The organism is Trinickia terrae (genome assembly GCF_005144415.1).
Taxonomy (GTDB): Bacteria; Pseudomonadota; Gammaproteobacteria; order Burkholderiales; family Burkholderiaceae; genus Trinickia_A; species Trinickia_A terrae.
In genome coordinates, this window is record NZ_SWJE01000002.1 from 212009 (window position 1) to 226115 (window position 14107).

At 61.4% G+C, this 14107-nt stretch carries 17 protein-coding genes and 1 pseudogene; 10 read left to right on the plus strand and 8 right to left on the minus strand.

Annotation, left to right across the window (positions count from 1 at the left end):
- Positions 1 to 4: 4 nt before the first annotated feature.
- Genes merA through merT form a run of 4 tightly spaced genes read right to left on the minus strand, consistent with a single transcriptional unit; the run spans position 5 to position 2823 of the window.
- Positions 5 to 1684 (minus strand): mercury(II) reductase, encoded by a 1680-nt coding sequence (merA, locus tag FAZ69_RS04170; protein ID WP_136892682.1) that lies wholly within the window; start codon positions 1682 to 1684, stop codon positions 5 to 7.
- 45 nt (positions 1685 to 1729) lie between these two features.
- The gene (gene merC / locus FAZ69_RS04175; RefSeq protein WP_136892683.1) at positions 1730 to 2164 is read right to left on the minus strand and encodes an organomercurial transporter MerC; all 435 of its coding nucleotides are present in this window, start codon (positions 2162 to 2164) and stop codon (positions 1730 to 1732) included.
- Positions 2165 to 2182: 18 nt separating this feature from the next.
- Positions 2183 to 2458 (minus strand): mercury resistance system periplasmic binding protein MerP, encoded by a 276-nt coding sequence (gene merP / locus FAZ69_RS04180; RefSeq protein ID WP_136892684.1) that lies wholly within the window; start codon positions 2456 to 2458, stop codon positions 2183 to 2185.
- A gap of 14 nt (positions 2459 to 2472) precedes the next feature.
- Positions 2473 to 2823, minus strand: a complete 351-nt coding sequence (gene merT / locus FAZ69_RS04185) for a mercuric ion transporter MerT (protein ID WP_136892685.1) — start codon at positions 2821 to 2823, stop codon at positions 2473 to 2475.
- Positions 2824 to 2894: 71 nt separating this feature from the next.
- On the opposite strand from merT, the gene merR reads away from it, so the two are divergent.
- The 8 genes and pseudogenes from merR to FAZ69_RS04225 all read left to right on the plus strand — a co-directional run bounded on the left by merR (position 2895) and on the right by FAZ69_RS04225 (position 8122).
- The gene (gene merR, locus FAZ69_RS04190) at positions 2895 to 3329 is read left to right on the plus strand and encodes a mercury resistance transcriptional regulator MerR (RefSeq protein ID WP_136892686.1); all 435 of its coding nucleotides are present in this window, start codon (positions 2895 to 2897) and stop codon (positions 3327 to 3329) included.
- A 363-nt stretch (positions 3330 to 3692) separates the two neighbouring features.
- Positions 3693 to 4025, plus strand: a complete 333-nt coding sequence (locus tag FAZ69_RS04195) for an ArsR/SmtB family transcription factor (RefSeq protein ID WP_136892687.1) — start codon at positions 3693 to 3695, stop codon at positions 4023 to 4025.
- Between the two features lie 3 nt (positions 4026 to 4028).
- Positions 4029 to 4307, plus strand: a complete 279-nt coding sequence (locus FAZ69_RS34525) for a VOC family protein (protein WP_136892688.1) — start codon at positions 4029 to 4031, stop codon at positions 4305 to 4307.
- Between the two features lie 13 nt (positions 4308 to 4320).
- Complete coding sequence (locus tag FAZ69_RS04205; protein ID WP_136892689.1) at positions 4321 to 4815, plus strand: arsenate reductase ArsC; 495 nt, start codon at positions 4321 to 4323, stop codon at positions 4813 to 4815.
- Between the two features lie 23 nt (positions 4816 to 4838).
- The gene (gene arsB, locus FAZ69_RS04210; protein ID WP_136892690.1) at positions 4839 to 5909 is read left to right on the plus strand and encodes an ACR3 family arsenite efflux transporter; all 1071 of its coding nucleotides are present in this window, start codon (positions 4839 to 4841) and stop codon (positions 5907 to 5909) included.
- Between the two features lie 76 nt (positions 5910 to 5985).
- Positions 5986 to 6171, plus strand: a pseudogene (locus FAZ69_RS04215) (ArsC/Spx/MgsR family protein); the annotation flags it as partial.
- Positions 6152 to 6874: an arsenical resistance protein ArsH gene (arsH, locus tag FAZ69_RS04220; RefSeq protein ID WP_136892692.1), complete on the plus strand. Its 723-nt coding sequence runs from the start codon at positions 6152 to 6154 to the stop codon at positions 6872 to 6874. The pseudogene FAZ69_RS04215 and the gene arsH, both read left to right, overlap by 20 nt.
- 3 nt (positions 6875 to 6877) lie before the next feature.
- A complete protein-coding gene (locus FAZ69_RS04225) occupies positions 6878 to 8122 on the plus strand; it encodes an MFS transporter (protein WP_136892693.1) in 1245 nt (414 codons plus the stop codon).
- A 206-nt stretch (positions 8123 to 8328) separates the two neighbouring features.
- Here FAZ69_RS04225 and FAZ69_RS04230 read toward each other — a convergent pair whose 3' ends face one another.
- Positions 8329 to 9399, minus strand: coding sequence for a S1 family peptidase (locus FAZ69_RS04230; RefSeq protein ID WP_369407726.1), 1071 nt, complete (start codon positions 9397 to 9399; stop codon positions 8329 to 8331).
- Between the two features lie 141 nt (positions 9400 to 9540).
- Positions 9541 to 9825 carry a hypothetical protein gene (locus FAZ69_RS04235; protein WP_136892694.1) on the minus strand — a complete coding sequence of 95 codons (285 nt, stop codon included), beginning with the start codon at positions 9823 to 9825 and terminating at the stop codon, positions 9541 to 9543.
- Positions 9826 to 10439: 614 nt separating this feature from the next.
- On the opposite strand from FAZ69_RS04235, the gene FAZ69_RS04240 reads away from it, so the two are divergent.
- Positions 10440 to 10727, plus strand: a complete 288-nt coding sequence (locus FAZ69_RS04240; RefSeq protein WP_136892695.1) for a hypothetical protein — start codon at positions 10440 to 10442, stop codon at positions 10725 to 10727.
- Positions 10728 to 10930: 203 nt separating this feature from the next.
- Complete coding sequence (locus tag FAZ69_RS04245) at positions 10931 to 11215, plus strand: hypothetical protein (RefSeq protein WP_136892696.1); 285 nt, start codon at positions 10931 to 10933, stop codon at positions 11213 to 11215.
- A gap of 257 nt (positions 11216 to 11472) precedes the next feature.
- On the opposite strand, the gene FAZ69_RS04250 is transcribed toward FAZ69_RS04245, so the two are convergent.
- Together FAZ69_RS04250 and FAZ69_RS04255 are read right to left on the minus strand one after the other, a co-directional pair.
- On the minus strand, positions 11473 to 11898 hold the full coding sequence (locus tag FAZ69_RS04250) for a response regulator (RefSeq protein ID WP_136892697.1): 426 nt from the start codon (positions 11896 to 11898) through the stop codon (positions 11473 to 11475).
- A gap of 471 nt (positions 11899 to 12369) precedes the next feature.
- Positions 12370 to 13836 carry an alpha-L-arabinofuranosidase B gene (locus FAZ69_RS04255; protein ID WP_240702106.1) on the minus strand — a complete coding sequence of 489 codons (1467 nt, stop codon included), beginning with the start codon at positions 13834 to 13836 and terminating at the stop codon, positions 12370 to 12372.
- Positions 13837 to 14107: the final 271 nt, after the last annotated feature.

Sequence of the window (14107 nt, forward strand, 5' to 3'; positions counted from 1 at the left end):
CAGGTTATCCGGCGCAGCACGAGAGCTGCTTCACGTCCTTCGAGAAGGTCTGCGCGGCGAGCTTGAGCCCCTCGACCATCGTCAGGTACGGGAACAGCTGGTCAGCGAGGTCCTGCACGGTCATCCTGGCGCGGATCGCGATTGCGGCCGTCTGGATGAGTTCGCCCGCCTCGGGGGCCACCGCCTGCACGCCGATGAGCCGGCCGCTGCCGGCTTCCGCCACCAGATTGATGAAGCCGCGCGTGTCGAAGTTCACCAGCGCGCGCGGGACGTTGTCGAGCGTCAGCGTGCGACTGTCGGTCTCGATGCCCGCCTGGTGCGCCTGCGCCTCACTGTAGCCGACCGTCGCAACCTGTGGCTCAGTGAAGACGACCGCCGGCATCGTATCGAGATTCAGCCGCGCATCGCCGCCGGTCATGTTGATCGCCGCGCGCGTACCGGCGGCCGCCGCGACATAGACGAACTGCGGTTGATTCGTACAGTCGCCCGCCGCATAAATGTCCGGTGCACTCGTGCGCATGCCGGCGTCGATCACGATGGCGCCGCGCTCGTCGAGCTGCACGCCCGCACTAGCCAGGTCCAGACTGCCAGTGTTGGGGGAGCGGCCCGTTGCCACCAGCAGCTGGCCGACCCGCACCTCGCCGTGGTTCGTGGTGAGGACGAACTTGCCATCAGCGTGCGACACGTGGCTTGCCTGAGTCTGTTCCAGCACCTCGATGCCCTCGGCGCGAAACGCCGCCGCCACGGTTTTGCCGATCGCCGGGTCCTCTTGGTAGAGCAGTGTGTGACGGGCCAGGACGGTGACATGACTGCCCAGCCGCGCAAAGGCCTGGGCCAGTTCCAGCGCGACCACCGACGAGCCGATCACAGCCAGTCGCTCGGGAATCGCGTCGCTCACCAGCGCTTCGGTCGAGGTCCAGTACGGCGTGTCCTTCAGGCCCGGAATCGGCGGCACTGCGGCAGTTGCACCCGTAGCAATCAGGCAGCGATCGAACGACACCGTACGTTCGCCGCCGGCGGTCAGCGTGACGGTGAGCGAATGGCTGCCCGTGAAGCGCGCCTCGCCGTCCAGGACGTTGATGTTCGGGCTCGTCTCGAGAATGTTTTCGTATTTGGCGTGGCGCAGCTCGGCCACGCGCGCCTGCTGCTGGGCGAGCAGGCGCGGCCGGTCAATGGCCGCTGCCGTCGCGGTGATGCCCGCGTCGAAGGGACTCGTCTGCCGCAGATGCGCGATGTGGGCTGCGCGGATCATGATCTTGGAGGGCACGCAGCCGACGTTGACGCAGGTGCCGCCAATCGTGCCTCGCTCGATCAGTGTTACCTGCGCGCCGTTTTCGGCGGCCTTCAGCGCAGCCGCCATGGCAGCGCCACCACTGCCGATCACGGCGACCCGCAGCACGCCGGCATCGCCGCTACGCTTCCCACCAGCCCCCGCCCAGCCGTGCGTCTTGCCGGGCAGGCCGGCGGATTGGCCCGGGACGTCAGCAACCCTGGCGTGGTAACCGGCTGTCGTCACCGCGGCTGCCAGCGTATCGTGGCTGACGCCTCCATCGACCGTCACATCGGCCAGCGCTTTGGACCAGGAGACCGCTGCGGAGCGCACGCCGGGCACCTTTTCCAGCGCCTGCCTGACATGTTCAGCGCAGGAAGCGCAAGTCATCCCGTCGATCTTCAAAGTCATCATGGGCTTGCTCCGTTCTTTCGTGGAGTGGGTTGGGTGCGTCACTGCTCAACCTTTGCGCACGTTGCCCGTGCCCAATTCACGCGTATCGGTGACACAGACGCGGTGCGCCGGAGAAATCAGGTCCCAGATCGATGTGGCCAGCATGATGGCGAGACCGGGATAGAGCAGCCAGCCGCTGCGCTCGCCATAGGCCCGCATCACAAACACGGCTGCCAGCACCAGCAGCGGGCCGATCAGGCCGGGCACGGTGCGGCGCCACTGCCGATGATTGAACCACCCGATCGCATTGGCGAACAATGCGACACAGGCAAAGACTGGTAGCAGGATGCGGATGAACAGCCCTTCATACTGGCTCAGGAAGCCCAGACCAATGGCCGCACCCAGACTGGCGATCGCGGGAAAGCAGCTCGCACAGCCCATCGCTGACACGATGCTGCCGAGCAAACCGGCCTTATCGGCCGCGCGCGTGACGAACGACATGGCAGTACCTCCGTAACTTCACTGCTTGACCGACGACGGATAGCCCGCGTCCGCCGTGGCCCTGGTCAGTGCCAGGACGTTCGTCTTGCCGTCGTCGAACGTCACGACGACTTCCCGCTGCTCGAAACGGACATCCGTTTTTTGGACGCCCACGACTTGGGAAAGCGCATGCTTGACGGTGATCGGGCAGGCGGCGCACGTCATGCCGGGTACCGACAGTGTGACCGTCCGGGTTGCGGCCCAGACCGGGACCGCGACGACGGCGAGCACGAGTGCAGCAAGCAGCTTTTTCATGATGGACTCCAGGTTCAATAGAACAGGGGCAGCACGTAAGGGAAACCGAGCGCGATCAACACCAGCGCGACCACGATCCAGAAGATCAGCTTGTATGCGGCGCGCACCTGCGGAATCGTGCACACCTCGCCAGGCTTGCACTTCACTGCGGGCCGGAAGATGCGCCGTCCGGCGAAGAACAACGCCACCAGTGCCACGCCGATGAAAACCGGCCGCCAGGGTTCGAGCAAAGTCAGGTTGCCGATCCAGGCGCCGCTGACACCCAGTGCGACGAGCACCAGCGGCCCGAGGCAGCAGGTCGACGCGAGGATCGCGGCCAGTCCGCCGGCGGCAAGTGCGCCGCGCCCTTTCTGCTGTTCCGCCATACGCTTGCCCTTCCGAATATCCGCTGAGTAGCGTAACCTTACTTCCGTACTTATGTACGGAGTCAAGCGGTATGGAAAACGGTAGCGAAAGCCTGACCATCGGCGCCTTCGCGAAGGCCGCCGGCGTCAATGTGGAGACAATCCGGTTCTATCAACGCAAGGGATTGCTGCTGGAGCCGGAGAAGCCGTATGGCGGCATTCGCCGCTATGGCGAAAGCGATGTGACGAGGGTTCGGTTCGTCAAGTCCGCTCAGCGGCTGGGCTTCAGCCTCGACGAAATAGCGGACCTCCTGAGACTGGAAGACGGAACGCACTGCGACGAAGCGAGCAGTCTCGCCGAACACAAGCTCAGGGACATTCAGGACAAGCTCGCCGATCTCCAGCGCATGGAAGCGGTGCTCACCCAACTCGTGTGCGCGTGCCATTCGCGCAGGGGCAACGTGTCATGTCCACTCATTGCGTCGCTGCAGCGAGGGGAAGAGCTACGCGACACCGCCTCCCGGTAAGGGCTATTCGACCTTAGCGAAAAGGTCCATTTCTTGACGGCACTCCGCTTGGAGTGGGGAGCACTGCAAGCGGTCGCGAGAGCCGACTTGCGCGTCATGCTTACTCTTCGTTCAATCCGAGGCAATATGCACCGAGCGGGGTGCTGCGGATCATGGCGCCTCGATAGGTCCACCTGACTGCCGACCAACCACACCACGTTGACCAGACAATTGAGACGGACGCCTCGCCAGAAGGTCCATGGTCAGGTTCTATCTCCACATCCGCCGCCCACGCCTTTCCGCCTGCCGCATCTTCCTCCCGTGCTGGCGGCTTAATTTCAATAATACTTGAAATGTAGAAATGTTTGACGTAGCCTTGCAGGCATGGAATCCAACCTCGTTGTCCGCGCCCTCGGCGCGCTTGCCCACGAATCGCGCCTTGCGATCTTCCGCACTCTCGTCGTCGCCGGCCCGGACGGCATGGCTGCCGGCGAAATCGCGCAAAGGCTGGGCCTCGCCCCTTCAAGCCTCTCCTTTCACCTGAAGGACCTGTCTCACGCCGAGCTGGTGAAGTCGCGCCAAGAAGGTCGCTTCGTCATCTACACGGCGAACTTCGATGCGATGACGGATCTCGTCGGGTACCTCACGGAGAACTGCTGTGCCGGTGCGGCCTGTGCCGCGAGCGATCTCCCCAACGCCTGCGGAGGCAAGCGATGAAGCGTGCATATCCACGTATCAGTCGAGAACCTTGAGGACAGCATCCGGTTCTACCCTGCAATGTTCGGCGGGGCGGAGCCCTCGGTGCTGAAAGACGACTACTGCAAGTGGGAGCTGACCGATCCCGCTTCGGCCGAAGGCAGCGAGGAGAGCAAGCAGCAGGCGATCTGGGATGCCGCCGTCATCGTGAAGCGCCGGATCGAACTGTTCCTCTCGCTGCCTCTCGACAAACTGGATGCCGTGGCCATGATCAAGGCCGTCCACGACATCGGCAAGCAATAAGGCGCCCTCTGCCATGACCACGAACGTACTCATTCTCTGCACTCACAATTCCGCGCGCAGTGTGCTCTCCGAGGGCATGCTGAACCATTGGGCGCAGAAGCTCGGCAAGGACGTCCGCGCGTATAGCGCAGGAAGTGCCCCGAGCGGCCGTCTCAACCCATTTGCACTCGAAGCCCTGTCGAACGCAGGCATCGATACCGAAGGCTATCGCAGCAAAAGCTGGGATGAATTCGTGGCGGACGACGCTCCGCAAATGCGCATTGTCATCACGGTCTGCGACAGCGCGGCTGCCGAACAATGTCCGTTTTGGCCAGGGAGCCCGGTCAAGGTCCACTGGGGCTACGTCGACCCGTCGAGCGCGCCGGGCGGCGATGAAGGCAAGCGGCAGGCGTTCGAACTCACACGCCAGGCGATCGGCTATCGCATGCTGCAGATGCTTGAACTGCCGCTTGATCGTCTGAGTGATGCCGAGCTTCAGCAAGCGTTGAACGACATCCTGCAAAGCTGAACCTTTCTCCGCCGAGTCGTCACATGAACACCCCGAATGTCGCCGCTTCGAGAAAGACCGCTTCGAAACCGGCCATCAGCTTCTTCGAGCGATACCTGACCGTCTGGGTCGCACTGTGCATCGTCGCCGGCATCCTGCTCGGCCAGCTTCTGCCAGGCGTCTTCCAGACGATTGGCCGGATGGAATACGCTCAGATCAATCTCCCGGTCGGCTTGCTGATCTGGGTGATGATCATCCCGATGCTCGTCAAGGTCGACTTCGGCTCATTGCATGAAGTCCGTCAGCACATCAAGGGCATCGGCGTTACGCTCGTTGTGAACTGGCTGGTGAAGCCGTTCTCGATGGCTTTTCTCGCCTGGATTTTCATCAAGCATCTCTTCGTGCCGATGCTGCCTGCCGCGCAGCTCGACAGCTACGTCGCGGGCCTCATCCTGCTTGCAGCAGCGCCGTGCACGGCGATGGTGTTCGTCTGGAGCCGGCTGACCGGCGGCGATCCGCTGTTCACGCTGTCGCAGGTAGCCGTGAACGACAGCATCATGGTGGTCGCCTTCGCGCCGCTCGTCGGCCTGTTGCTCGGCATCTCCGCGATTACGGTGCCCTGGGCGACGCTGCTCACCTCCGTTGTGCTCTATATCGTGATCCCGGTGATCCTCGCACAGATCCTGCGCAAGTTACTGCTCGCGAGGGGGCAGGCGGCATTCGATGCAGCGTTGGCGAAGATCGGCCCCTGGTCCATTACCGCGCTGCTCGCGACGCTGGTGCTGCTGTTCGCGTTCCAGGGCGAGGCCATCCTGAAGCAGCCGCTGGTCATTGTCCTGCTGGCCGTTCCGATCCTGATCCAGGTGTTCTTCAACTCGGCCCTTGCGTACTGGCTCAATCGCGCGGTCGGCGAAAAGCACAATGTTGCCTGCCCGTCGGCGCTGATCGGCGCATCGAATTTCTTCGAACTCGCTGTCGCCACCGCGATCGGCCTGTTCGGTTTCAACTCAGGTGCTGCGCTTGCGACGGTCGTGGGCGTGCTGATCGAGGTGCCGGTCATGCTGCTGGTGGTGCGCATCGTCAACGGCTCAAAAGACTGGTACGAATGCGCCTGAGAACTACGGAAATAACAACATGAGCGACGTCATCATCTATCACAACCCGGACTGCTGGACCTCGCGCAATACACTCGCGATGATGGCGCATCCGATCCTCATCAATCGACCGTTCGTGGTGACGTCGGTGGGTGTCCGGCTGTGCCGTCCGTCCGAAGTCGTTCTCGACATCCTGCCGGCGCCCCAGCTCGGCGCGTTTGCCAAGGAAGACGGCGAAGCGGTCATCGACGCGGAGGGCAAGCGTGTCCAATCTCACGACTGAACTGCCGCAAGTCGACCCGGCGCTCTTTCGCGTTCCCGATATCGCCCGCTTGCAGCCTGCGAAAGCGTCGCCCCATTCGCCGCGTATCCTGCTTCTTTATGGTTCCCTGCGAGAACGCTCCTTCAGCCGCTTGCTGACCGAAGAAGCCGCGCGCCTGCTCACCGCCATGGGCGCCGAAGTCCGCACGTTCAACCCGAGCGGCCTGCCTCTGCCGGACGACGCGCCGGACAGCCATCCCAAGGTGGCCGAACTGCGGGAACTGGTGCTGTGGTCGGAAGGCATGGTCTGGTGCTCGCCGGAGCGGCACGGCGCGATGACCGGCATCATGAAGTCGCAGATCGACTGGATTCCGCTTTCGGTCGGCGCGATCCGGCCGACGCAGGGAAAGACGCTCGCCGTGATGCAGGTGAGCGGGGGCTCGCAGTCGTTTAACGCCGTGAACCAGATGCGCGTGCTCGGACGCTGGATGCGGATGCTGACCATCCCCAACCAGTCGTCGGTGGCCAAGGCATTCATGGAATTCGACGAAGCTGGGCGCATGAAGCCGTCGGCCTATTTCGACCGCGTCGTGGACGTGATGGAGGAACTGGTCAAGTTCACGTTGCTGACCCGTGATATCGGTACCTATCTGGTCGATCGCTACAGTGAACGCAAGGAAAGCGCCGAGGAACTAACGACGCGCGTGAACCAGGCCAGTATCTGACCCATGCCGGTTTCTGCTCTCGATCGAAAGGCGGATGGCAACACCGCGACATGGGCGCTGGCCATCGCACAACTCGTTGCATGGGGGGCGATCTATTACGCCTTCTCGCTCTTTGTCGTACCCATGGAGCACGAGCTTGGATGGAGTCGCGCATCGACCAACGCGGCGCTGTCACTCGGGCTGCTAGTCTCCGGGCTGGCCGCATATCCGGTCGGGAAATGGATCGATCACGGGCACGGCCGGGCAGTGATGACTACGGGATCGCTGCTCGGGTCAGTCATGCTGGTGATCTGGTCGCAGGCAGGCAGTCTCGCGACGCTCTTTGCAGCGTGGATCGGGCTAGGCATCGCGATGGCGGCGACGCTTTACGATCCGGTCTTCGCGGTGATCACCCGGCGCTACCCCGGCAGTTTCCGCACGAAGATCACGTTGATCACGCTCGTGGCGGGATTCGCCAGCACCGCATTCATTCCGCTCACTCAGGGACTAATCGACGTCTTAGGGTGGCGTCACGCACTGCTCGCGCTCGCTGCAATCAACTGCTGTGTTTGCCTGCCGATCCATTGGTTTGCGCTGCGCGACAACGCGACCGCCCCGGCTATCACGCTCAACAAGGCGAAGATCAAGGCCGAGAATAGCGAGTCGATCAGGCGCGCACTTCGGACACCGGTATTTTGGGCGCTCGCGGTCTGCTTCACTGCGTATTACGCGACATTCGCAGCGCTGACGTTCCACCTTGTCCCGCTCATGGTCGAGCGCCGTGTCTCGCAGCCCGTCATTCTCGCGACTATGGCGGTCATCGGCCCGGCACAGGTCCTTGCCCGAACGCTATGGTTCACGGCTGGGCGGAACGTATCGCCGCAGATTGTGGGCGTGACGATCACCGCGGCCTTCCCGGTATCGGTAGTGATTCTGCTGATTGCTGGAACGTCGCCCGTGGCGCTGATACTGTTCGCTGTCATCTATGGAGGCGCGAACGGCATGATGACGATCCTGCGCGGCACTATCGTGCAGGACGTAATGTGGACCGAAGGCTATGGAGCAGTCAGCGGGCTGTTGTCGACGCCATCGAACATTGCGAAGGGTATCGCTCCGATCTCGGCAGCCGTGATCTGGACGATCGGGCAAAACTACGCGCCCGTCGAATGGGTCGTGCTGCTTGTCTCGCTGGTCTCCACGGCCGCGTTCGGCGTTGTCGTGATGCATGCCCGCCGTCGCGATGGCGCAATCGCGGCGACGTCCGATTGACATCGTCCCGGCACTCGTACTGACGATCGCGATCTTCGCATTCGGGAAGCTCTGGCGGGCTTCGACGTACGCGAGGGCGCCATTGCCTATGCGAACAACTGGACGCAGGATGAAAAGGCCCGGAGTTCCATGCGGATGATGCCACCTGCCAGCGAAGGAATGTGCAGCATCGCCTTGTATGGCAGGCAGAGGAGCAAGATGCGCGGCTAGTGAGCCGTCAAGACCATCAAAATATCCGCATACCATGCGCTGTTCAGTCCGAGCGACTCATCCATATGCACGTCCCTGCCGCCCATATCGATGCTCGAGGAATGGACGCCCAAAAGCAGCCACGGCAGCTCATCAGGCATCCTACCTTCTGACGGCGCTCTCAGGACAACGGGTGCTCCACTGGTGCCACGGTGGGTTCGTGCGTCCGTGACGAAACAGCCCTTCCCCTGAAAACGCAGGCCAAATGCCGACGCCAGCACGCCTTGCCGAACGACAGGCAAATGGTGCAGCGAGTCGTGGAATCCGAGCGGAAAACCGACGATCAGCAGAGACGCCCCAATCGGCATCGCATCACCCGGACGCGGCAAATGACCGGGGCCGAATGCCTGAAATATCGCGCCCGGCGGCAACGCAGCCCTATCGAGCTCCACTACAGCTACATCGATCTCGCCACCATCATCCGTTCCCTGACGCCAGAGAGGACGCCCCGCGGCGTATAGCGGAACGGCCACCCACGTGGCGGCGGCCAGGTTCGCCGCGTCGACGTGAAACTCTATCTCCAGCCGATCGGGGAAATGCTCACCGGACACGTCAATCATGACGTGCCGGCTGGTCACGAGAAACAGGCGTGCCCCCTGCTGGAAAAAAAAGCCGCTTGCATTGGTCAACCGGCGTTCCTGCGCAAACGTACATACGCGCGTCACGGCGAGAAGCAGCGCGTCCGCAGCCTCTGGGGGATGCGACTCCAGAGGCTGCGCAGGACATCGCGGAAGCTCCTCGAGCGCGCCGTGTGACTGAACAGGGTCTCTGCTGGGCGGAATTAGTTCGGATAGCAGGTCAACAAGGGCATTGTGCTCGGGCCCGTACCTTTCCGACGAGAGAAACGCCGCAACCGCAAGTTCCGATACGACGCCCGCCGACGCCGCGTTCGGCACGTGGCGCACCACGGTAGCTTTATGCACGCCTCGGCACAGAAGCCATCTATCGCCGTTAGAACTGCGATGGAATTCGAGTGCATCCTCGCTCATGCCAGCTCCGGGATCTGGCTCGGTCAGGTAAGAATTCATAGACACTCCTGATGTGACCATGATCTCATTGCCCGATGGAATCGCGAGTCACGACTCCATGACACGATCGGATTGTCCCGATCATCCTGTTCGCCGGCCCGCGAGCGCATCCTTGCGCGTAGTCTGCCGTGGTTGGGCCACTCAGGCGGATTCCCAGATGGTGCGATCAGACCCGTCACCGTCAATCAACATTTCGGCGTAGGCCATGGACGCGCGCCGTGCGTCTCCGGCATTCACGAAAGGACCCTTGCCGGGCACACGGAATAAGCGGCTCCGGGGGCTGTCCATCACGGAATCCGGTTCGCTGATACGAATCGACGCATCGAACCCCTCCTCGTAATTGTGACCATATCCCGTCTGGGTCGCGCGATGGGGATACACGAGCAAGGAAATATCGAGACCTCGATAATGGCGAATGGTTGTCATCAGGTAACTCCTTCTGGCCGCAGTACGCAGCCGTTTTCTGATCGCTGTGCGAGTTTGGCCGAAGGCGATATCCGAAACGCCTGACGAGCCGCACCAACGAGGCGAAGCGGCCCGAACCGGGTCTCTCGGCAAGAAACTCGGTACACGGGCAAGACAGTGACTAAGCGGCTTTGCGCCGGCCCTGCCAGCGAGCTTCGTGCTTCATATCGGCAAGCGCTCGCTCAGCCGGCATTCCGCTTACGTCTGCTGGATCGAACACCACGCCGCCCTGAACTAACGAAGCGGGTCACTGCCAGCCTCGCCTTACATTCGCCACATCATGGGGGCCGCATCCGTCACTTGTGCGACGAAGCCTGCATCCTGGGTCCGCCTCATCGCGCGGCAAGCAGGCGTGGTTGTCGGTGAATGTTCTTGAAGAGGTCGCCACGTACAGTGGAGGAAGAACGAAGCTGATAGCAGTCGTCATGTGCGGGCAGCGATTCGCTTTGCAGACCTCGTAATTCACGATACGCGCGAGGGCACCTTCGGTCAATTCAATTCTGGTAACAGTCTCTGCACCGCCCTACGTTGCTCGTTCCAGGGTATAGTGAGTCGTCCCCTGTGGAGTGACCAACATGTCGACACACCCGCTTCTTCTCTACAAGGGATACGAACTTCATCCCCTCGTCTTCGCCCGCACATTCAGTCGCTTTGACGGACATTCCCGTTATGCCGAAGGGTATGACATTGCGGTACGGATATGTCGCCCGGGCGCGATAGCAACCTCCGCCGCAAGCCGTGTTTTCAGGCTGAACCAACCGCATGCATTCTCCGACTTCGGTATGGCAAGGCGTGCCGCCCGGCAGCAGGGAAAGGACATCATCGACGGAAAGGTGAGTGGAGCTTCGGTCATGGACATGTGAAAAGGCTGCTGGCCTGCGGCATCAGCTGATTTGCTCGAGCCGCGAGTTGCTCTCTCGTTGATGGCCGATTTGACCGTCGCTGCTTCATGGCCACTGGCGGAGAGCATCCTTCGGCGCATTTCTTCATTCGGTCAAACGCAGCGGTCGGCCACGGCGACGCGAGAAACTGAACGCACGCATTCCTCCGCACTGGTATCGCCTCCATGCAAAGTGATCGCAATGCGATTCCGTACTACCTCGTTTTACGCACTGACTGTCCGCCGTATGTTCTGAACGCTGACCGCCATGTCCTGCGCCGCGAGGCAAGCCTTCTCCTGCGAGCGTTCGCGAGAGCCCGCGGCGCGCCGACCTCGATCGCGGACGACGCGTGGAACGACTTTTCCGGCTCGGAATCTATTTCCCTCCTTGAGCGCATGGAGATGCGGGCCTACGCACTGGTTCGCGGGGCCGAAAGCGAACATCAACTCCGGTTGCTGGCCGCTCTCTGACTGCACCAACGTGCCCATTCCCTGCGGGCGGCGAGCTCATCCATTAGCGCGTACATTTGCTGGTCACCTTGCGCGGCATATCTAACAGAGGTGGCCGCGCTCGATGGACAAGCTGGATTGTCCGGATGGAAAAGTGTTACGAGAATTGCCTTGACCGTGCCCCGCGCGGCGCCAACCGTGAATTCTATGAACAAGGTTTTTGGATTGCCGCCAGGCCGGCAGTTTGTGCTCCCCTTAAATCCGACAACTCCATCCGATCACGTGATCTCTTCAAGCAGTCGCAGGAGCGGCTCGGGTGCCGCGCCCTTCTGGCAATAGGCGTCGAAGCCTGCGGCCACGCCATTGGTGCGGACGGTTGATTCGTCCTGGGCGGTAAAAGCGACAATCACAAGGTGCTGCGTTGTAACGTCCTGGCGAAGCAATCGCGCGACCGCATAACCGTCCATGCCCGGCATATTAACGTCCAGTATGACGATGTCCGGCATCCGTGCGGCGACTGTCTGCAAGACCGCCGACCCGTCCAAAACACACTGCGCGTCGTACCCCGCCAGCGACAGGGCTGCGGTGAGCGCTTCGGCACCGGGACGGTAGTCGTCTACGACGAGCAGACGATGGCAGGCGCGTGGCGGTGCGTGCTGCACGGTGCGTGCCGTCCAGCGTATGGCGCGGAGCAATGATTTCATGGCAAAGATCTGCCTTGCGTGAACCAGCGGTTGAAGCATCCGCTGCCATGAGGGTCACTGTTGTGCGTGCCGGCCAGAATGGCAGAATATGAGAACCCATGCGCAACCTTTATGCCCGCCAAGGGATCGGCTATGTCCGCTGGCGTGACGCATGAATATCACTGTCGACCAACGATGGGATAGAAACGAATTGGTGAACTTTGATTTGGCGCGGTCGTCTCGCTACAGATGCCATGCCGCGACGGTATACGAGCGACTTTTCGTCACCTCACCTATGTAGGCCAAGCGTTTCCAGCCGGTCTCAACATAATTGCGGGGTGTGGAGCGGATGCTCGCGCTGCCTCAGGACGGTCATAAACTGTTGAGCTAATTCGCCGATCGAAGCGATCGTGGCAAACTGGCCGGCTGCCGCCCGGGGCAGCCGGCTGAGTCGACCCGTTTGGATCGAGACCGGTACAGATTTAACTGGCCTCAAGGCGCCCAAGGCGTCGTGATGAGCCAACTGACATCGTAGGTCCACAAATTTGCCGAATCGAAATCGTTCGGACCGCCATCGCTGCTGACGTACAGCGTGTTGTTGTAATGGCGCAAGTATCGGGTCGGATAGTTGTAGGAATGAAACGACGTACCTTGCCCATCTTTTCCGGTCTCGGCGCAAAAGGTCGCGTCCTGCCGGAATTGCTGGGTTCCGTCCATGGGCTGCCGGTAAACGTGGAAGTTGAAGTGGCGCATGAATTCCCCAGGATAGTCGCGAGATTCGAAGGAGTAGCAGGTCGAATCTGCAAGACCAGCGCGTACGATCCACGTTGAGTCTTGATCGGCCGAAGCCGCACTTGTACTGGAGATCACCGCGGTGACGACTGTGCCACTTTGCGCCGTGCTGCCGCTTTGCTGGCTGATGTATCGGGTCGTGCAACAGGGTGTGGTTGCGTTCAACGAAATAGTCGAGTCTTGACTCAGCACTCCGGCGACCGAAGTCGGACCACCATACCCAACGCTCACTATATTGGCCTGGACGGCGTTATCGACGGTGTCGCTAGGCACCCCCGCGGTCATCACCCCTTCGAAAAAAGAACCGATCGACCCGTTGCTGTTGTCGCCGCCAGTGCCCAGCACGATAGATCCTTCCTGATGCATGGGCATGTAGCCAGTTGTGGTCGGCAGCGAGCCCGAGTAACTGGTCGAGAGCGCCCCGCTCTGCGCATTGCCGTACTTGAGCACGAAGGTCTTTTGGCCATCGTTTTTCAGCATCGCGGTCACGTAGGGTTCCGTGTTGCCCGTGTTGGCTGAATCTTGACTCGGCCCCGCGCCCGACTCGAACAGCCCATTCTCGAGGTCGGCTTGCACCCAAGGGCCGCTGCCGCTGCAGGGCGAGAACCAGCATTCGGTGCCGAAATTGATCGCATCCATGTGTCCGTTGCCGGTGTCCGTGATCGACGTTTCCGCGTTGCCATAGTCGAAGCAGCACGAGCCGTTGAAGTGCGTGCCGGAGGTGACCATGTACATCGCCTCTGGACTTCCGTTCCTTGCGACCCCCGTGGTGGCGACATTGCGGTAGCCCATGACTCCGGAGAAGGACGCGCCATAGACTTTGACGCCGCCTGCGGTTACCGGTAGGGCATCCGCCGGAACCCCGCTGTCGGCGCCGCCGTTGCCTCCTTTAGGCTCAACCGTCAGGTCGTTGTGGTTGGAAGTTTGGTCATAGATGACGCTGATGATGCATGTGGTCCCGGCACAGAACGCGTCCTGATCGCTTGCCTTGGCGTAGCCGCCTTTGGCTTGCAGACCGATATCCTTCGTCTGGCTATCCGAAGCGCGCTTGACTTGGTAAAGCGCGCCGTTGTAGTTAGCGAACAGGGCGCGCGTCGTGCTATGCGCGGCGACGCAAGCCGTTCCTCCGTTTGCGTAGATGTCGCACGGTAGGAGGCTGGCGGCCATTGAGACTGTCGGGCCTACCAACAGAAAAGTGAATCCGAGGACGGTCGCAACCCACAGGCGGCGAAGTAATGACCCATGCTTCATGTCGAATTTCCTCTTTTACCAAACCATGACTAGTCAGACCATATCGACACGATTGGGAGTCGAATGGCCTATCTCGAGGCCACGTTCACTTGTCGTTCTCTAGATAACCGGCTGCGAATTCACTCTCGATGCCTTGCCGACGACGGCGACACTTCATGACCTCAAAGGCCGCAATGAAGCCAAGGCC